The following is a 19359-nucleotide window of genomic DNA, read 5'->3' as shown; positions in this document are numbered from 1 at the left end:
TTACATTCCAAATAGTACTAAATTGAAAAAATCATATTTATTAACCGGAGCGGTTATTATATTGAGTGCATCAACCATTCTTGCACAAGGTACCCCCAAACAAACTACTTCACCATTTATTTTCCCAGAATTTACTACCGGCACCGTATTCCAAAAAAATGGGGCAACGCTTGATGCTTCGTTAGATTATAATATAGTAACACAGGAAATGATGTTTGACCAGGAAGGCAAAAAATAATTTTAGGCGATGTAAGTAGTATCGATAGCATTGTTATTCAAAACAAGGTGTTCGTACCAGCCAGCCAGAAGTGTTTTTTTTGAAAAGCTTACCAAAACGCCCGTTGCTTCGTATTCGCAATATAAGGGTAAAATTGTCCAGGGCGATTCGCTTGAAGGCTGTATCGGTACAGCAAGCTCAACATTTAACGGGCAACTTAACGGCAGAAAAAATGATAGCGATAAACCTGGCAACTACGATCTTAAATTAGCAGCAGGTTACACCATTGATAATCAAACAACTTATTGGCTTAAAGCCGGCAACGAATATAAGCAGATAAGTACCCTTAAAGCTTTTTCAAAGCAGTTCCCGGGTAAAGAGGCTCAAATTGACTCTTTTGTAAAAGAAAACAATATCAGCATAGCCAAGATACAGGACATGATCAAATTGACAGCGTTTAGCAATAAATAATCGGCTTTAATTATAAAAAGAAAGGCCGCCCAAAATAATTGAGCGCCTTTTATATTTACAGGCAATTAGAACGGGCCGCCACCTGGAGGGCCGCCCATGCCACCACCGCCGCCCGGTCTGCCACCACCATTACCGCCACCATCTCTCATGCCGCGGCCCGGATCAGCTGAAGGGGCCTTGCCTGAGAATTTTTGAAGGCGGAAAGTAAACGTTAGTAAGTAATAACGACCAAGCCTGTTTACGTTTGTTTGGGTAACAGTACTACCATTGGTCGTAGTAGCGAAACCTGTATTTTCATTAAATAAATCGTATGCGGCTAAACGCAGGGTACCACGATGATCTTTCAGGAACCTACGCTCTAAATATGCATTTAAAATATTAGGATTTTTGATATTAAGGGCCTCATCATAACCGTAGTTTAATGTTTTGGTATAATCATAGCTTACGGTCCAATCTTTCCAAACGTAGTTTTTGCCGTTTAACCCTAATTCAAGCGAGCGGATATTTGTGTTTGAGTTGCCTAGAGATGTTAATGAGTTATCAGTTTTGCTCACAGTATATTTACCGTATAACTCTGCGTCGATTATATCCGTAATATTTGTCCTGAAACTTAGGCGCGGACTTAAGCTGATAGTTTTCGCTATGTTTTTCGCTATCGGGGTTATGTCGTTATTTTCATCAACACTTTGCGAAAAACCTATGTTGTTAGTATAATTAGCGTTACCATTAAATGTTAAAGTATAACGGCGTTCTTTCCAGGGTTTGGAGTATATAAAATTGGCGCCGGCTGAATAATAACCGCTGGTATTGAGATATTTAATTAATGTTGAGTTTCTAAAGTTTGCCAGGCTTGGGTCTGCAGTGATAGCGGCAGCAGTAAAGTCTGGGGCGTAGTTTATTATGTTTTGTACTATTTTATTATCCGTTTGTGAAAAGTTTAAGCCAACCAGGAAGATATTACCCGTTTGAAAACTAAATGCATTATAACGTAATGACAAGTTATTTGTAAACTCAGGGCTTAAGTTAGGGTTACCTTGTACCGGGTACAATGCATTTGAGAAGTCAACAACAGGTTGTAACTGGTTAAAAGCAGGTTGGTTGCTGCTGCCATTGTAGTTGAAGCGCAATGCCTGGCTCCTGCTAAAGTTGTAGTTGAAACTTGCAGCAGGGATGATGTTAAATGTTGATATACTTGTTGAAACGTTATTGCTTAAGTTAACGCCATCTAATTTTGCCGGCTGCGCGCCAACACCCAATGTTAAGTTATACTTTTTCTCAACCACGCGGTAATTAAGTCCAAAGCGGTTTGTTGTAAATGTATAGTTGTAGTTATTACTTAACAAGGCGTAGTTGTGATACATGTCTGGGTTGCTGGTGTACAGAGTATCCGTTTCTTTGTCGCTCGAATTAAAATTATGATTGAATGCGTAGTTAAGCTCGAGGAAGGACACCTTGCCAATTGGCTCCTGATATGACATGTTTAGCCCATAGGTATGGGTCTTGCTATCAGTGTATATTACTTGGTTTGCAGGTGTGGTTGTTATGCCAACGGTATAATCGTTTATAGGGTTATCAAATTGCGAAGTTTTGTTAGTGCTTACGTTAAAGCCAATTAACAAATTACGTTTACTACCCTTAAAGCGGTGATTAAAAAACCCTGTGAGGCCATAACTTGGTGCGGTTGAAGTGCTAACTGAGTTTGATGTATAAGCCAAACTGGTGGCGCCGTTCCTCACTAATGATTGATCGTCAAAGCTCGTGACATCTGTACCGGTATAGCTAAATGTTGGGGTTACCTTTAAATAGTTAAGCGTATCGGGTTTCCACTCCAGGTTGAAGTTGAACCGGTGGTTAGTTGGCGTGCTGGTTTCCTGGCTTTTCTGAGTGCTTTGGCTTGGATTATTTTCAGAATAGTTGTTTTGCAGGGTTGTGGAGTTTGTATAAGTAGTATTATTACTAAAGCTATAACTACCGTAAACCGATAGGTTTTTACCCCACTGATCCCTGAAGTTTAAACCTATTGAACGTGCATTGGTAATACCGTTTGCATTGGTAGTAGAACCGGAAGAGCCGCCACGCGCAGCATTACCACGGCCACCACCGCCTCCACCAAAACCATTGCCACCTGCTGCAGCACCGGTTGCGGCACCGTAGCTAAATGTGTTTACGTTGGTGTTGTTAAGGTTTCCTAAAACTGAGATCTGCTGGTCCCCCTTAAATTTAAAAAAGTTTACAAGGCCTATGTAACGGGCATCGTTTTTAACATCTGCATTTTCTTGCTTCGGTAACCAATCGCGGCCCGCGCCGGCCGTGGCCTGGCCAAAGTAACCGTAGTTTTTATCCTTGCGTATGGTAAAGTTTAAGATTTTGGCCGGTTCGCCGGTTTTAACGCCGGTAAGGTTTGCCTGGTCGCCATAGTCATCAACTATTTGTACGCTTTCAATAACATCGGCAGGCAGGTTTTTGGTAGCGCTTTGTACATCGCCCCCAAAAAAGTCTTTACCGTTTACCCGTACTTTGGTTATCTGTTTTCCCTGCGATGATACGGTACCATCTTTAGCTACATCAAGCCCCGGGATTTTTTTCAGTACATCTTCAATAGGAGCATTTTCGCGTACCTTATATGCAGATACTGAGTATTGTACAGTATCTTCTTTAAACACCACCGGATTGACACCTACAATGGTTACCGCACCCAATTGCCTGGTTGATGATTTTAATATTATGGGATCAAGCACAACGGCTTTGCCGTCTGCAGCAAAGGTGAAATGTTTAATAAGCCCTTCGTAACCAATAGAACTGATGGTTAACGTTATTTTGGTACCCTTTACTGCCGGGAAGGTGAATTTTCCGTCAACATCCGCAATGGTAACTGTACTGTCGCCAAGTTCGTTGCGCAGCTTTATGTTACTACCGGGCAGGGATAGTTTGGTAGAATCGATAATAGTTCCGCTTACAGGCCTTTCCTGCGCGGTGGACTTTAAGGCGTTAATGCAAACAAATGCTAATATTAAATAAAGGTACTTCATAATCATTTTTTACACGTAAGGGGCTGTTACAGTATCGGATAGACACATTTATTGAGCAAATGTTCACTTTATTCGGTTTAAATATTTAATAATCATAGCATTGTTACATATTTTAATATCTAAACGATAGGATTGTTACATTATCAAAATATAAAAGCCCTCCCAAGATTAGTTGGGAGGGCTTTAACAAACTCTTAATATACAGCTGTTGTATAGGCTATTGTAACCTAAAGGTAGATGCTACCTGATTGAAATTTCTCACGTTTAAGCCGGGGTGTGTAATTGATAGCGTGGTCATTGATGTACCTGCTATTACAACAACCCTAAAGTCTAAACCGGTGGCTGTAAAGTTAGCTTTCACATCAACATAACCTAATCCAAAATTTGACACACTTAACGTACGGTCGGCTTCGCTGTATGGAAGAGCATAATAGCCGGTTCCGGAACCACTAACCCTAAAGTAAACCAATACGATACCCTGATCAACTACGCTTTGTGTAATTGCAGGTATGGTTAACCTTGTTAAGCCGGTTAATGTTACCGATTTGTTTGGTAACAAGAAACTTTGAACATTAGCCTGCCCATCCTGTCCGTTTTGCCCATTTTGGCCGGCGGCACCTGTTTGGCCTGGTGCGCCAGTAGCACCGGCGGGGCCGGCAGGGCCTTGTGCACCAGTAGCGCCTGTGGCACCGGTTGCGCCTGTAGCTCCGTTAGTGCCGTTTGCACCTGCAGTGCCGTTAGCACCTGTTGCGCCATTAGTTCCGTTTGTGCCATTGGCACCCGTTGCGCCGGTCTCACCTTTTTCGCCTTGCGGCCCTTGCGGTCCAGTTGCACCTGTAGCACCAGTTGGGCCTACTGGTCCCCCTGCTGGTCCGGCCGGGCCTTGTGGTCCTGCGGGGCCAGCAGGGCCTGCTGTTCCTGTAGCACCCGTTGCACCCGTCGCGCCTGTACCACCGGTTTCGCCAGTTGCTCCTTGTGGCCCTGCTGCACCGGTTGCGCCAGTAGCACCAGTGCCTCCGGTTTTTCCCTGAACGCCTTGCGGGCCCGGGGTTGTAGATTTTTTACATGCACCTGCTGTTAGTAGGCTAAGTGCTATAGTTGCTAATAAAAGTCTGTTTCTTTTCATAATCTTTTGTGAGTGTAGGGTCTTGTACGGAGTTATTAACATTTGGTTTCAAAAAATTATTTATGTGGAATAAATTATCTTTCAAATGCCAATGAATATGCCTACAGATGCCTACAGACGGGAGATAACATATGTTAACAAGTATTTCGTTTGGGCTACAACCTTCGAGATGATGTTTTCGTTAAACATAAAAAAACATTAACCTATGGATAATTTTAAAGGGTCGTTGCATAATAAAGTGCATAAATGGATGGATGCATTCGGATTCAGATTAAATACATCCCAAACGAGCGGAAGAAGTAAGATAACTACTAATCACTATTTTTTTGAAACCTTCAATTTTTTTGAAAAGTGGAAAGATAACGATCCTGCAAAAGCCAAGTTTTTGTGTTTTGATACTTATGGTGAAAAGGTGAATGTTAAAACATTACTTGATTTGCAAACCGCATTTTTTGATAATATAAGTCAGCTGAAATAATACTTATCCCATTTCCAAAAATGAAGCAATAAAAAAGCCCCCGTCAATTGACGGGGGCCTTGCTTTTAAACTTTAAATTATTTTGTTTGCGGCCAGCAGCTGTTATCCACAGGGGCAACCCCGTCTGTTAAACGGCCTGGTGTGCCACCGCTAACATTAACAATTGGGCGGGTTGGGTTCAAAGCTTCTTTAATGCGCAAACGTAAGTCGGCATAGTGCGCTGTTGTTAACGCATCGCCCCCCTTTGGCAGGCTTGCGCTAATTTTTACAAGTTCAACACGTACCATCGGCCTGATATCTGATAAAGCGATGTTGATAGGTGTTAACCCAAGGCTTGCCAATTGTGCTGAAGTAGCACCCGGAAAACTTTGACTCGCATCATCATTTAACAAAGTTTTTAAACGGTCAACATACCCACGTTGTAGGTTGCGTTTAAACTCATCAGGTGTACTTTTTGCAAATATGCCTACACGCAGATCGTTAAACATATCTGCAACGGTATAAGCAGTTGCCCCGTTTTTTGATTGATTGTCAAACATGCGCGCCATACGAGATGGGTTGATAACGTTTGCAACAGCATTTACCTGTACAGATTTAATGCGGCCTATAACAACGCCATTATCGAATTTGCTTAATTCGGCATTGTTTATTAACCACCTTGGTGTAGTAAATACTTGTTGGTTTAAAAAAACAACAGCATCGTGCTGTAGATTTTTGTTTACAACACCATAAACGGCACCTCTTGATCATAGGTTTTATAGTTTTCGTTCATGCCACCAATATTCATCGTAACGTGGCCTATGTAGCGATTGTACTGGCCAATAACCTCATTGTATAAAGTTACCAGGTCATCATAATCCTCGCCTTTTTGATAAGTCCATCTTTCGATATTAGGAAGAATCCGTTTTAAGTTAGCAATACCATAGGTGCTTGCCTTCATCGCATTGTCACCCAAATCCTCGTTTTGTAAGCGTGGGTCTATAGAAGTTCCCTGTCTGCCATAATAGTAAAGCGGGTTGCCGGCTTTCTCTTTGGTCCAAACATCTAACATTTCTTTTTCCTGCACGGCAGTTTTCTTTCCGGAGAAGTAACTGTAACCCCATTTTACCGACCATAAGTCGTACTCGCCAATTTGAGGGTAAAGGTGGGTTACATTATCTCCAGGCTGTGCTATGTAGTTAAAACGGGCATAATCCATTATTGAGGGAGCCGTACCATGCTTATCAGTAAATGATTTTGAACGTAACGAATCAACCGGATATGCGTAGCTCGAACCAAAGTTGTGTGGTAAGCCTAAAGTGTGCCCTATCTCATGCGACGATACAAAACGGATAAGTTCGCCCATTTGCGCGTCGCTAAATTTAGCCATGCGTACATTAGGGTTAACCGCCGCTGTTTGGATGAAGTACCAGTTACGCAATAAACTCATCACGTTATGATACCAGCCTACGTGACTCTCCAGTATCTCGCCGCTGCGCGGGTCAGATATGTGCGGGCCATAGGCATTTTGCACATCAGACGCAAAGTATCTTAATACACTGTAACGCGCATCTTCAGTGCTAAACTCAGGGTCTTCTTTTTTAGTTGGCGCTTCTTTACCTACGATGGCATTTTTAAAGCCTGCTGCCTCAAACGCCTTGTTCCAGTCGTTAACACCGGCAATAAGGTATGGTACCCATTTTTTAGGGGTAGCAGGGTCTATATAGTAAACAATCTGTTTTTTAGGCTCAACCAACTCGCCGCGGCTGTAAGCAGCTTCGTCTTTAGGCTCCAGTTTCCAACGGTGGATGTAGGCAGTTGCTTCTGCTTTTTGGGCATCAGTACCATAATCTGTTTGGCCCTGGCCAAAAAAACCAACACGTGCATCCATTATACGCGCTTTCATTGGCGTTTTAGGAAGCAATAGCATCGACGTGTTCAACTCAAAGGTTACTGCCGCGTTGGTATTGTCGGTTGGCGACTCTGTAGCGCGGTAGGTTTTAAGAGTGCGTGTCTCTATATTTATCGGGAAGCTCCTCATGGTATCTATATAAGAGCGGGTGTTATCCAGCGCGCTTATCTTGTACATTTTTTTAATGTTATCGGGCAGACCAATTGCTGCAACGTCGCCATTGTAAAGGTCTGTTACATCTACCAAAACACCGGTAGTATCTTTATTGTATGCTTTAATATCAAAAGCCGCTAATACAGCATCAAGGTTTGAGTTTTTTACCGATTGATACATGTCGCTGGTGCTATCGGCCCTTACCGAGTAGCTTGGTACGCGTATAAATACTTGTTTATCATGGCGTTCCCACTTCCAAACCTGGTTATTAACCTCCTCGCCACCATATTGCTGGCCAAAAGATTTTAAGCCGGTTGGCGTTTTTACAAAGCGGGTAACTACCAGCATTTCGCGACTAACCAAGCTATCAGGAATTTCAAAGTAATACTTACCATCAACTTTATAGGTGTTAAAAAGGCCGCTATCGGCTTTTGCTTTCCCAATAAGATCGCTGAATTTTTTGATGCCTTCTTTTTTGGCGGCACCAATTGTTGCAGTGGCGGTAGAGCCGCCCGGGGTGGTTGTGGTTTTTAGCGTAACCGTACGGTCTGCCGCTTTTTTGGTGGCGCAAGAACTTGCAATAGTTGCCATAGCAAAAAATGCAACGCCCAGGTAAGTATTTACCCGTAAAGGTGTATTCATCGTTAAGTTAATTAGTAAAGGCTAAAAATATGGAATAATTTTTTTAGAAACCTATTGGAACATATTCGTTATATGCACTTTATATGCGGCGTTTAAGGTTAATGACAACCCTATCATATTTCTTATCGTGATAGATCTCCAGCAAAAGGCTGCGCTCGCTTGTTTTAAAGTAGGAGTCTATCTCCTCAGCTGTCATTTTGGAAATGGGTTTAAAATTGATGGATGTGATTTCATCGTCTTTTATAAGCCCTATCTCATCGGCGGGTGAGCCGGGCGCGATGCGGCCAATAATTAAATGTGCAAGATTTTCGCCGGCCATAAAGTATTCTATCCCGCTCATATCGTGTTCAAACGGCAGGCCGAATTTCTCGTTTGCCTTTAAATACAGCAAGCCATTGGTATAATCAAAAATAAGGTTAAAGCGTTTAAGTATCCCTATACCAAGGTTACCATCCCTGGGTACGCTCGCTGTTCGTTCCACATAATCTTTATCAGGAAAGGATGTAATGATGTTTTTTATCTTGTATCCGGCCATATCAATATCCTTTACCCGGCTTAAGTACCCCGATATTGGGCCGTTAAGGCCTACCCCGAGATTTGCCTGGATCGACTTTTTAGGCAGGCCGTGTTTCTGCAACATATTCTCGATAGATAATGGGTGCCCTGCACCCAAATCTATTACAAACTTACTTAACGCTTTTGTACCATCGGGAAAACTCACCGTAGTTTGCATATAGGGCTTTTTATCCTCTATATTGATAGGGATCTTTCGGCTCTTTTTAAAAGGCTTAAGGTCTTTAGGGCGGCAAACGGTAATGGTGCTATCGGTAAAGTTTATTTTTACCGCCATCGAATTAAAAAACTCGTATCCCAGTAAACCATGTATAGGCAACCCTACGTATCCCGAAAGGTTAAAATAATCGGTTTTAAGTATCGCTGCAGATACATTGTCGGTCACCAGGCCGGGAATGCCAATGTTTAAAGCCGGGGTAACATAGGCTTCGAATGCATCGCCTTCGCCAAGCCCAAATAATTTTATGGTTCGTTTTGACGTGATGCCGATGGAATCTACCAGCTTGGGTTCGGTGATAATCATCAACCCAACACCCGTATCTAAAATAAAATTAAAAGGCCCTTTACCGTTTATATTAAGCTTGACGATCATCATATTACGAACAAGCTTAAAAGGAATTTCGACGTTTTTGTGGTTTGAGTCTACCTCAAAAGACTGGGCACTTGCCGATAGAAAAAGGCAATTAAATATGACAAAGAGCCATATATGTTTAAACGTTGAATATTTATAAAGACCGGCTAACACCTGGTTTGGATTGGAAGCTAAATCTACATTTTATTTTTAAAAAAATAGCAGGATAGTTTAGCTACCAATCATAGCATACTAACAGCCCTCAGGCTTTTTGCCGTCTTTGCCTTCGTCGCATTTTAGCGCGCCACGCAACTCGGGATTTTGTAATGGAACGGTCGCCAACTTTCTTTCAACCTCGGTTTGCTGTACAACAACGGCATAATCGGCAGGCTCAATGCGGCTGCCCCGCGCTTCAGCATATACCTGCGTAAACTCTGCTCCAATATATAGAATCGCGGCGGTATAATAGATCCATACTAATATTACAATAAGCGCCCCGGCTGTACCATATAAAGACCCTTGCGCAGTAAATTGAATATATAAGCTAATTACATACTGGCCAATAATGAATAGTATGGCGGTAAATATAGCCCCAGAACGTACATCCTTCCATTTTATCTTAACGTCTGGCAATACTTTAAATATAATAGCGAACAGTACCGAAATTACCAATAGGGTAATACCGAAGTTTACCGTAAATAAGAATGTTTCGCCAATTACGCCGGCAATGCTTTTACCTAATATTTTCGGTAAAAAAGCCACTATTTTATCGCTGATGGCACTTATAATTATATTTACTAACAATGATGCGAGCAGTAAAAATCCAAGGCTTACAATAAGCGAGAACGACAAAAACCTGTTTTTTATCATCTGCACCCAGCCCCTTTTTGGTTTTGCCTTAACCCTCCAGATAATGTTAAGCGAATCCTGGATCTCTAAGAATATAGAGCTTGCACCAATTAATAAGGTAACAATACTTATTACCAGGCCAATGCCGCTTTTGCCTGCAATATCCTGCGATTTTATGGTGCTTTGTATTTGTAATGCACCTTGTTTGCCTAAATAATGTTGTATCTGATCGTAAAAATCCTGGCGATAACTGCCGTCTTTCAGAAAAATCCCCGCAAGCGCCAATACCAATAACAACAACGGCGCCAGCGAAAAAACGGTGTAATATGCTAACGATGCACTAAGTTTTAAACCGTTATCTGAACCAAAGCCGCTGAAGGTCGCGATCAACACTTTCCACAGTTGTTTTAAATAGTCTTTGCTAAAAAATTTCATATTAAAAATCGAATGTATTTGTTAGTACCTTACGTTATAAAACAGATAACACCAGTTTATGAAAATTGTAATGATGCCAGCTAAATTTTTAAGGCTATTATATATTTGTTTGTTAGTAAGCAATTTTAGTGCCTCGGCACAAAGACCACCATTTGGATAGTGCGCCATACCGAAAAAGTGACCAATATCAAACGCTATGATGACCCCATTTAAGCCCGGCGGGCACCAAACGTGCCGGGGCATTAGCCAAATAATTAAAGCGCGAAAATATAAAAGCCATATATGTAACCAAGTAAAACGAACTGGCTTAACCGCACGGCCGCTTGCTTACAAAGCTAAGATACTGCGACGTGTTTTTGTGGACCCAGCGCTAAATGTATTTGCAAAAACCATATTAAACTTTGGGGGCGAAAATGTTTTAATTGTTGGACACTCTAATACCGTAATGAAGCTCTTAGGAGCCTTTGGAGCTGATGTGCCATTCCCATCGTCGTTAGATGAGAAAGATTACGATATGCTTTTTAAGATCACTATTAAAGATAACGAAACGAGAGAATACCTACGGATTATTACGGCGATAAGCACCACACTAACGAGATTCCCGAAAAATATCAGCCCGAGATAATCCACCCGGAGGCAGTAAGGCCCTTTACTAATTATTAAAAGAGAATCAAGAGTCAGGACAGCAAGAACAAGAAATAATAAATTCGGTTTTATCTTGTCTTTGGTTCTTTTAATCTTGCTTCGCTTAATGATTGGATACCACCAGTAAGTCGAGGTCTTTACACGGAATATTGAAACGCTCGCCCATGTGCTTGTTAGTGAGGTGCCCCTGGTAAATATATACCGATTTACGGATGCCGGCTTTTTGCCATATCACATTTTTAAGCCCACCCATTTCGCCAATATCCAATAAGATAGGTGCAAAAATGTTGGTAAGCGCATAAGTAGCAGTACGTGCTACACGCGATGCAATGTTAGGTACGCAGTAATGAATAACATCGTACTTGCGGAAAACGGGGTGGGTATGGTTAGTAACTTCTGATGTTTCGAAACAGCCCCCCTGGTCAATACTAACATCGATAATAACCGAATTGGGTTTCATTTTGCTTACAGTAGTTTCTGATACTATTTGGGGGCTGCGCCCGTCATCGGCACGCATAGCGCCAATGGCAACATCGCAGGTGGTAATGGCTTTTTCTAATACAATTGGTTGCACTACCGAGGTAAATACCCGCGTGCCTATGTTATTTTGCAGACGGCGTAATTTATAAATAGATGGATCGAACACCTTTACCTGCGCGCCTAATGATATGGCCGTACGCGCGGCGTATTCGCCAACTGTGCCTGCCCCAAGTATCACAATTTCTGTTGGCGGCACGCCGGTAATGCCACCCAGCATCAGCCCCTTGCCTTCAAAAATATTGCTCAGGTATTCGGCGGCGATGAGTATAGATGTTGCGCCTACAATTTCGCTCATGGCGCGCACTACGGTAAGTGAGCCACCTTCGTCCTCTAAGTGTTCAAAACACAACGCGGTGATCTTTTTCTTCATCAGCGCGTGCAAGCAATCGGCTTTAAGTGTTGATAACTGCAGGGCCGATATAAGTAACTGCCCGGGCTTCATCATCTCTATTTCCTCCTTGGTAGGCGGGGCAATTTTAATGATGATATCGGCTTCGTAAACTTTTTTGGTATCGTAAACTATTTGGGCGCCTTGTTCGCTGTAGTTGTTATCAGTAAAGTTTGCGGCCTGGCCGGCGTTGCTTTCCAGCATTACTTCGTGGCCATTGTTTATTAGCAGTGCTACCGATAAAGGGGTAAGCGGGATACGGTTTTCCTGAAAGGAAACCTCCTTGGGGATGCCAATGTAAAGCTTGTCTTTTTTGCTCTTAACTTCCAGCATCGACTCTTTGGGCTGCATCATTGCCTGCCTGGCAACATCTGAAAACCCACTGTATTTCCCTGTACTCATGATACGTTATTTTTCCGGCTGATGAAGATAAGAAAAAAACAGGATTGCTTATTAAATGTTTTCAACGCTTATTTGCCTGCTTAAAGCGTCAATTACATGGATGCGTATCCCGGCATAACTATCTGGGATAAGGTTAGCAATCTTTTCGGGCCATTCGATAAAGCAGTAATTACCCGAGTAAAAATATTCTTCATAACCCATATCCAGCGCTTCATTCTGATCTTTTAACCTGTAAAAATCAAAATGATAAACCGGTCCGTCCTGGCTTTCATATTGGTTTACTATTGAGAACGTAGGGCTTGTGGCCGCGTCTAAAACACCTAATTGTGCACAAAGTGCTTTTATAAGTGTTGTTTTGCCCGCACCCATATCTCCGTAAAATAGAAATATGCGGGTATCGTGTGCAAAGTTTAATATATCCGATGCTACCTGCGGTAGTTCGGCGGTTGATGTAATGTGTAAGTCCATAGTATATGTTCGCCATCTCCTTTGCGAAAGCACACAAAGGAGATGGCGAATTTAATATTTTCAATTCCTATTTAGGGCCATAGGTAACTATCGGGATAATCATTTCTTCTAACGAGATACCGCCGTGCTGGAAGGTTTCGTTATAAAAATTAACAAAGTGGTTGTAGTTGTTTGGGTACACAAAGTAACTATCGCCCTTGGCAAACACAAAGCTACTGCTTACGTGCAGCTTTGGCAACATGGCATCATGCGGGTTGCGGATATGGAACACCTCTTTAGCATTATAGTTTAGGTTTTTACCTTGTTTATAACGCAGGTTGGTATTAGTATTACGGTCGCCTATTATCTTGCTTGGGTTTTTAACGCGTATGGTACCATGGTCGGTTGTGATAACAACTCTCACCTGTTTCGATGCCAGGAACTTCAACAACTCAAATAACGGCGAATGCTCAAACCATGATAACGTTAACGAGCGGTAGGCTGCATCATCGCTCGCCAACTCGCGTATCATCTGCATATCTGTACGGGCATGGCTAAGCATATCCACAAAGTTGTAAACAACTACGTTTAGCTCATTATTCATCAGGTTGTTAACCGACTCATTCAATGCGCGGCCTTCGTCAATGTTGAGTATCTTGTGGTACGAGTGTTTAACATCACGACGCAAAACGCGTTTTAGTTGATCGGCAACAAAGTCGGCCTCAAAAAGGTTCTTACCGCCTTCATCCTCGTCATTTTGCCATTTTTGCGGGTAACGGGTTTCCATTTCTAAAGGCATTAAACCCGAGAAAATAGCATTACGAGCGTATTGTGTAGCCGTAGGCAAGATGCTGTAATAGGTGTCTTCTTCCTCTAAACGAAAATACTCTGATATAATAGGATTAATGATCTTAAACTGATCGTAACGTAAGTTATCTATCAATATAAAGAAAACCGGCCCTTTACCATCCAATTTAGGGAACACCTTTTTCTTAAATAACTGCGGCGATGATGTTGGCCCGTTCTCCGGGTCTTTGATCCAGCCTAAATAGTTCCGTTCTACAAACTTGCAGAACTGTACATTAGCTTCGGCCTTTTGCATAGTAAGGATCTCGTGCATACCGGCATCTTCTAAGGTTTCCAATTCAAGTTCCCAGTAAATGAGTTTCTTGTAAACATCAACCCATTCCTGGTAGCTCAGGTTATCGTTAAGGGTCATACCCAGGTTACGAAAATCCTGCTGATAGGCCATGGTGGTTTTTGCGCCAACAAGCTTTTTGTTTTCGGTAAGTTTTTTTATGGTAAGCAGTATTTGCTTCGGGTGTACCGGCTTTATCAGGTAGTCATCAATTTTCGAGCCTATGGCATCTTCCATTAAATACTCTTCCTCGTTTTTGGTGATCAGTACAATTGGTATATCGTTATTGATGTTCTTTATTTGTTGGAGGGTTTCCAGGCCGGTTAGGCCGGGCATATTCTCATCCAGGAAAACCAGGTCGAAGTACTGCTTTTTAAATTCCTCAATGGCATCGTTGCCATTAGTAACGGTTATTACTTTATATCCCTTTTCAGTTAAAAATAGAACGTGTGGTTTCAGCAGATCAATTTCGTCATCGGCCCATAATATAGTGGTATCCTGCATAATATATTTAATTTTACCACCCTATAACCTTTAGGTAGTATGTTTTGTTGTAAAAATATGCAAAGGATTAACATTAATTAACAAATAGACGGTGCTTGTTTTGTCATAATTCAACACTTTTGTATTCTTAACAGCTACCTTGAACAAAAAGAAAATCATAAACGACCCGGTTTACGGCTTCATAAGTATACCCACTGAACTGGTGTATGACCTGATAGACCATCCATACTTTCAGCGCCTGCGCTATATTAAACAATTGGGGATGACGCATTTGGTATATCCCGGCGCTTTGCACACCCGTTTTCACCATGCTTTGGGTGCTATGCATTTAATGAGCCTCGCTATTGAAACCCTTTGCAATAAAGGCGCGGAGATTTCGCCCGAAGAAAAAGAAGGCCTGATGATCGCGATATTATTGCATGATATTGGGCACGGCCCGTTCTCGCACGCTTTAGAGCATACCATAGTAGATGAAATAGACCACGAGGATATTTCAATCCTGTTGATGAATAAGCTGAACGATGAGTTCGACGGTAAGCTTTCATTAGCCATCAGCATATTTACAGGCAGCCATCCAAAACACTTCTTACATCAGTTAGTAAGCAGTCAATTGGACATGGATAGGATGGATTACTTAAATCGCGACAGCTATTTTACAGGCGTATCTGAAGGGGTTATCAGTTCGGACCGGATCATAAAAATGCTCACCGTAAAAGATGATAGCATTGCTGTAGAAGAGAAGGGTATTTATTCGATAGAGAAATTCCTGATCGCCCGCAGGCTGATGTACTGGCAGGTTTATCTGCATAAAACAGTAATAGCCGCCGAGCAGTTGCTTTGCAAAATATTTACCCGCAGCCGCGAACTTGCTTTGCAGGGAACACATTTCCCGCTTACCCCGGCGCTTAGTTACTTCCTGGAAAATTTTATCACCAAGGAAGAGTTTATCGCGAGCGACGAGCATTTAAAAACCTTCGCCCTGCTTGATGATACCGATGTGATGGCCGCGGTGAAGATCTGGGCCGATAGCGAAGATTTTGTACTATCGCACCTTTGTAATAACTTGATAAACCGCAGGCTTTACCACGTAGACATCACCAGCGAGCAACCCCACTGCGACTTTGTTAAGCAATTGACGGCTAACGCGATAAAAAAATATGGCATCAGCGAGCATGAGGCATCATACTTTGTATTTACCGATAGCATCCGCAATAATGCCTACAACAAAGGGGATGGAAACATCGACATTTTGAAAAAGAATGGCGAAATAACAGATATAACCCTGGCCAGCGACAATTCAAACCTGGAGGCTTTATCAAAAACTGTAAAAAAATATATACTTTGCTATGCCAAAGAACTGTTATAAGTACTGAGTAGTATGTTGGTTAGTGGTTATAATAGCCGCTTACAAACCAGTATACTTCACGCATTATTAATAATTTGTTGCTATGGTTTTAACATTTAAATTTGTACGATGCAATTTACCGCAAAGGATATAGCCTTTATGCTTAAGGGCACAGTTGAAGGCGACCCGCTTGTGGAAGCTAATCACCTGGCCAAGATAGAAGAAGGCGGCACTGGTTCTTTATCGTTTTTAGCTAACCCTAAATATGAGCAGTACCTGTATACCACTAATGCATCGGTAGTTATTGTAAACAATAGCCTGCAATTAACCGCGCCGGTAAAGGCCACCCTGATCAGGGTAGAGAATGCATATTCATCGTTCACCTTACTACTTGAACAATACAATACTATTAAACTTAATAAATCGGGCGTTGAAGAACCGCACTTTATACATAAATCAGCACAAATTGGTAAAGACCCTTATATAGGTGCTTTTAGCTACATTAGCCAGGATGTTGTTATGGGCGATAATTGTAAGATCTATCCCGGTTGTTACATTGCCGATAATGTAAAATTGGGTAATAACGTAACTTTGTTTCCCGGCGTCAAGGTTTACTTTGATTGTGTTATAGGCAATAATGTAGTTATCCATTCAGGTGCTGTTATTGGCAGCGATGGTTTCGGCTTTGCGCCTAATGCCGACGGCACATACACCAAAGTAGCCCAAATAGGTAATGTTGTTGTTGAAGACAACGTTGAAGTGGGTGCTAATACCACTATAGACAGGGCTACGATGGGCTCAACCTACGTGCGCAAAGGTGCTAAGGTGGATAACCTTGTGCAGATTGCCCATAACGTTGATATTGGCCCCAACACTGTAATAGCTGCCCAGGCGGGTATTGCAGGTAGTGCTAAACTGGGCGAAGGCGTAATGCTTGGGGGCCAGGTAGGGGTAGTTGGGCATATTACCCTTGCTAAAGGTACCAAAGTGCAGGCGCAATCCGGGATTGGCCGTACTATTAAGGAAGAAGGCAAAAGTTGGGCGGGTTCGCCGGCTATTGCTTACACGGCAGATATGCGATCTAATGTCGTGGTAAGCCGCTTGCCCGAATTGGAAAGAAGAGTTAACGAACTTGAAAAGATAATAAAAGAGTTAAAGAACAAAGATGTTCATTAGTCCACTTGTTCATTAGTTTATTAGGCTTGCTGAGCAGTATAATAAACTATTTACCAATGAACCATTGACCGATGAACCATTGAACATCATAACATGAATGTAAAACAAAGAACTATTAAGGCGCCCATATCGGTTTCGGGCACAGGGTTACACACCGGGCAAAGCGTTACCATGACGTTTAACCCCGCCCCGGAAAAACATGGCTACAAGTTCCGCAGGGTTGATTTGCCCGGCCAGCCAATTATTGATGCCGATGTTGATAATGTAACCGATACCTCAAGAGGAACCACGCTAACCCAAAATGGTGCCAGTGTAAGTACTGTTGAGCACGTGCTTGCCGCCTTAGTTGGTTTAGAGATAGATAATGTACTTATTGATATGGATGGCCCGGAAACGCCAATAATGGATGGCAGTTCTATTCAGTTTATTGATGCGATAGAAAAAGCCGGTTACGAAGAACAGGCTGCCGACAGGGAGTATTACCACATCCCATATAATATCCACTACTCGGAACCCGACCGTAAAGTAGATATGGTAGCTATGCCTTTAGATGATGATTACCGCTTTACCTGTATGGTTGATTATAATTCGCAGGTGTTGGGTAGCCAGCATGCAACCATCTCGAGTTTATCCGAGTTTAAAAAGGAGATTGCATCCAGCCGTACTTTTTGCTTTTTGCATGAGCTGGAAATGCTGGTTAAACACGACCTGATAAAAGGCGGAGACCTTAACAACGCCATCGTAGTGGTTGATAAAGACGTTGACGAAGAAGAGCTTGCCAGCCTTGCTAAGCTGTTTAACCGCAAGGATATTAATGTTGCACCACAAGGTATTTTGAATAATATCGAGCTTCGCCATCAAAACGAGCCGGCACGCCACAAGTTGCTGGATATGATAGGCGACCTTGCCTTGGTTGGTGTGCCGTTAAAAGGGCATATTATGGCTGCAAGGCCGGGCCACGCGGCAAACGTAGCCTTCGCAAAAAAAATTAAAACGCTTATTAAAAAAGAGCGAAGCCGCAAACATGTAAAAGTTTACGACCCCAACATGACCCCGGTTTACGATACTGTTCAGATCATGAACATATTGCCACACCGCCCGCCATTGTTGCTGATAGACAAGATCCTGGAACTTTCTAAAACGCACGTAGTAGGTTTAAAAGCTGTAACTATGAACGAGCCGTTCTTTGTAGGCCATTTTCCTGGTGCGCCTGTCATGCCCGGTGTTTTGCAAATAGAGGCTATGGCACAAACCGGTGGTATACTGGTTTTAAACACCGTTCCTGATCCGGAAAACTGGTTAACATTGTTTCTTAAAATTGAAAGTGCAAGGTTTAAGGATAAGGTTTTACCCGGCGATACGTTAATATTCCGTTGCGACCTGATAGCGCCTATCCGCCGTGGCATTGCTCAAATGAAAGGTATAGGTATGGTTGGGGAAAAGATTGTTGTAGAGGCCGAGCTGATGGCGCAAATCGTTAGATATAAATAAGTATGATACAGCCTTTAGCATATATACACCCACAGGCAAAAATTGCCGACAACGTGGTTATAGAGCCTTTTGTTACCATACATAAAGATGTGGTAATTGAGGAAGGTACCTGGGTGGGTTCAAACTCCGTAATTATGGATGGCGCCCGCATCGGCAAAAACTGCCGCATTTTCCCGGGGGCTGTAGTATCTGCACCACCACAAGATTTGAAATATAAAGGCGAGGCTAGCACCGTTACCATTGGCGACAACACAGTTATCCGCGAATGCGTTACCTTAAATCGTGGTACCGCCCTTGATAAAAATACGACCACAATTGGGCAAAATTGCCTACTAATGGCTTATGTCCACGTAGCACACGATTGTGTTATTGGCGATAACGTTATTATAGCAAACGGTGTGCAGCTTGCAGGCCACATCAACGTTTACGACTATGCCTTTATCGGCGGCACTTCTGCCGTGCACCAGTTTGTAGAAATTGGCGCGCATGCCATGATCTCTGGTGGTTCGTTGGTGCGTAAAGATGTTCCCCCATATACTAAGGCCGGCCGCGAGCCATTGTCGTACATCGGCATCAATTCAGTTGGTTTACGCCGCAGGGGCTTTAGTGCCGAAACCATTAACGAGATCCAGGAGATCTACCGGATCATCTTTCTGAAAAAATACAACATCACCAAAGCCCTCGATATCATCGAGGCCGAATTTAACCCAACGGTTGAACGCGACGAGATCATAAACTTTGTGCAGAACTCGCAACGCGGTATCATGAAGGGATTTGGAAGCTCCTAAAAAGTTTGCAGTCATTAGTGGGAAGTTTGCAGTTAAAAGATAAGTCAATCGCTACCACCT

At 42.6% G+C, this 19359-nt stretch carries 15 protein-coding genes and 1 pseudogene; 8 read left to right on the top strand and 8 right to left on the bottom strand.

The window, feature by feature from the left end; genetic code table 11:
• The first annotated feature begins 22 nt into the window (after positions 1-22).
• Positions 23-238: a hypothetical protein gene (locus ABIB39_RS03105; protein WP_354427204.1), complete on the top strand. Its 216-nt coding sequence runs from the start codon at positions 23-25 to the stop codon at positions 236-238.
• A gap of 30 nt (positions 239-268) precedes the next feature.
• Complete coding sequence (locus ABIB39_RS03100) at positions 269-688, top strand: hypothetical protein (protein ID WP_354427202.1); 420 nt, start codon at positions 269-271, stop codon at positions 686-688.
• A 65-nt stretch (positions 689-753) separates the two neighbouring features.
• Here the strand turns inward: ABIB39_RS03100 and ABIB39_RS03095 are convergent, their stop codons facing one another.
• Together ABIB39_RS03095 and ABIB39_RS03090 are read right to left on the bottom strand one after the other, a co-directional pair.
• Positions 754-3717, bottom strand: coding sequence for an outer membrane beta-barrel protein (locus tag ABIB39_RS03095; RefSeq protein WP_354427200.1), 2964 nt, complete (start codon positions 3715-3717; stop codon positions 754-756).
• 217 nt (positions 3718-3934) lie between these two features.
• A complete protein-coding gene (locus ABIB39_RS03090) occupies positions 3935-4843 on the bottom strand; it encodes a hypothetical protein (RefSeq protein WP_354427198.1) in 909 nt (302 codons plus the stop codon).
• A 205-nt stretch (positions 4844-5048) separates the two neighbouring features.
• On the opposite strand from ABIB39_RS03090, the gene ABIB39_RS03085 reads away from it, so the two are divergent.
• Complete coding sequence (locus ABIB39_RS03085; RefSeq protein ID WP_354427197.1) at positions 5049-5321, top strand: hypothetical protein; 273 nt, start codon at positions 5049-5051, stop codon at positions 5319-5321.
• A gap of 77 nt (positions 5322-5398) precedes the next feature.
• Here the strand turns inward: ABIB39_RS03085 and ABIB39_RS03080 are convergent.
• The 3 genes and pseudogenes from ABIB39_RS03080 to ABIB39_RS03070 form a co-directional block, all read right to left on the bottom strand.
• Positions 5399-7956, bottom strand: a pseudogene (locus tag ABIB39_RS03080) (zinc-dependent metalloprotease).
• A gap of 130 nt (positions 7957-8086) precedes the next feature.
• Positions 8087-9175, bottom strand: coding sequence for an aspartyl protease family protein (locus ABIB39_RS03075; protein ID WP_354427195.1), 1089 nt, complete (start codon positions 9173-9175; stop codon positions 8087-8089).
• A gap of 228 nt (positions 9176-9403) precedes the next feature.
• Positions 9404-10435, bottom strand: coding sequence for a YihY/virulence factor BrkB family protein (locus tag ABIB39_RS03070; protein WP_354427193.1), 1032 nt, complete (start codon positions 10433-10435; stop codon positions 9404-9406).
• A gap of 445 nt (positions 10436-10880) precedes the next feature.
• On the opposite strand from ABIB39_RS03070, the gene ABIB39_RS03065 reads away from it, so the two are divergent.
• Positions 10881-11060: a hypothetical protein gene (locus ABIB39_RS03065; protein WP_354427192.1), complete on the top strand. Its 180-nt coding sequence runs from the start codon at positions 10881-10883 to the stop codon at positions 11058-11060.
• 123 nt (positions 11061-11183) lie between these two features.
• On the opposite strand, the gene ABIB39_RS03060 is transcribed toward ABIB39_RS03065, so the two are convergent.
• The 3 genes from ABIB39_RS03060 to porX all read right to left on the bottom strand — a co-directional run bounded on the left by ABIB39_RS03060 (position 11184) and on the right by porX (position 14499).
• Complete coding sequence (locus ABIB39_RS03060) at positions 11184-12410, bottom strand: alanine dehydrogenase (RefSeq protein WP_354427190.1); 1227 nt, start codon at positions 12408-12410, stop codon at positions 11184-11186.
• Positions 12411-12461: 51 nt separating this feature from the next.
• Positions 12462-12878 (bottom strand): tRNA (adenosine(37)-N6)-threonylcarbamoyltransferase complex ATPase subunit type 1 TsaE, encoded by a 417-nt coding sequence (gene tsaE, locus ABIB39_RS03055; protein WP_354427189.1) that lies wholly within the window; start codon positions 12876-12878, stop codon positions 12462-12464.
• 67 nt (positions 12879-12945) lie between these two features.
• Positions 12946-14499 carry a T9SS response regulator signal transducer PorX gene (gene porX / locus ABIB39_RS03050; RefSeq protein WP_354427187.1) on the bottom strand — a complete coding sequence of 518 codons (1554 nt, stop codon included), beginning with the start codon at positions 14497-14499 and terminating at the stop codon, positions 12946-12948.
• Between the two features lie 139 nt (positions 14500-14638).
• On the opposite strand from porX, the gene ABIB39_RS03045 reads away from it, so the two are divergent.
• From ABIB39_RS03045 to lpxA, 4 genes are all read left to right on the top strand, one after another.
• Entirely contained in the window at positions 14639-15865 is a 1227-nt protein-coding gene (locus ABIB39_RS03045) for an HD domain-containing protein (protein ID WP_354427185.1), read from the top strand.
• A gap of 108 nt (positions 15866-15973) precedes the next feature.
• Positions 15974-17020 (top strand): UDP-3-O-(3-hydroxymyristoyl)glucosamine N-acyltransferase, encoded by a 1047-nt coding sequence (lpxD, locus tag ABIB39_RS03040; RefSeq protein WP_354427183.1) that lies wholly within the window; start codon positions 15974-15976, stop codon positions 17018-17020.
• 93 nt (positions 17021-17113) lie between these two features.
• A complete protein-coding gene (locus ABIB39_RS03035) occupies positions 17114-18511 on the top strand; it encodes a bifunctional UDP-3-O-[3-hydroxymyristoyl] N-acetylglucosamine deacetylase/3-hydroxyacyl-ACP dehydratase (RefSeq protein WP_354427181.1) in 1398 nt (465 codons plus the stop codon).
• 2 nt (positions 18512-18513) lie between these two features.
• On the top strand, positions 18514-19299 hold the full coding sequence (lpxA, locus tag ABIB39_RS03030) for an acyl-ACP--UDP-N-acetylglucosamine O-acyltransferase (RefSeq protein ID WP_354427180.1): 786 nt from the start codon (positions 18514-18516) through the stop codon (positions 19297-19299).
• Positions 19300-19359: the final 60 nt, after the last annotated feature.

This window comes from Mucilaginibacter sp. UYP27, assembly GCF_040547175.1.
Taxonomy (GTDB): Bacteria; Bacteroidota; Bacteroidia; order Sphingobacteriales; family Sphingobacteriaceae; genus Mucilaginibacter.
This window is presented reverse-complemented; position numbering and strand designations above follow the sequence as displayed.

What these genes read in the sequence shown, in the direction of transcription:
- ABIB39_RS03095 (WP_354427200.1), bottom strand. Translation starts at nt 3,717, where the DNA reads ATGAAGTACCTTTATTTAATATTAGCATTTGTTTGCATTAACGCCTTA.
- ABIB39_RS03090 (WP_354427198.1), bottom strand. Translation starts at nt 4,843, where the DNA reads ATGAAAAGAAACAGACTTTTATTAGCAACTATAGCACTTAGCCTACTA.
- ABIB39_RS03085 (WP_354427197.1), top strand. Translation starts at nt 5,049, where the DNA reads ATGGATAATTTTAAAGGGTCGTTGCATAATAAAGTGCATAAATGGATG.
- ABIB39_RS03075 (WP_354427195.1), bottom strand. Translation starts at nt 9,175, where the DNA reads ATGATGATCGTCAAGCTTAATATAAACGGTAAAGGGCCTTTTAATTTT.
- ABIB39_RS03070 (WP_354427193.1), bottom strand. Translation starts at nt 10,435, where the DNA reads ATGAAATTTTTTAGCAAAGACTATTTAAAACAACTGTGGAAAGTGTTG.
- ABIB39_RS03065 (WP_354427192.1), top strand. Translation starts at nt 10,881, where the DNA reads ATGAAGCTCTTAGGAGCCTTTGGAGCTGATGTGCCATTCCCATCGTCG.
- ABIB39_RS03060 (WP_354427190.1), bottom strand. Translation starts at nt 12,410, where the DNA reads ATGAGTACAGGGAAATACAGTGGGTTTTCAGATGTTGCCAGGCAGGCA.
- tsaE (WP_354427189.1), bottom strand. Translation starts at nt 12,878, where the DNA reads ATGGACTTACACATTACATCAACCGCCGAACTACCGCAGGTAGCATCG.
- porX (WP_354427187.1), bottom strand. Translation starts at nt 14,499, where the DNA reads ATGCAGGATACCACTATATTATGGGCCGATGACGAAATTGATCTGCTG.
- lpxD (WP_354427183.1), top strand. Translation starts at nt 15,974, where the DNA reads ATGCAATTTACCGCAAAGGATATAGCCTTTATGCTTAAGGGCACAGTT.
- ABIB39_RS03035 (WP_354427181.1), top strand. Translation starts at nt 17,114, where the DNA reads ATGAATGTAAAACAAAGAACTATTAAGGCGCCCATATCGGTTTCGGGC.
- lpxA (WP_354427180.1), top strand. Translation starts at nt 18,514, where the DNA reads ATGATACAGCCTTTAGCATATATACACCCACAGGCAAAAATTGCCGAC.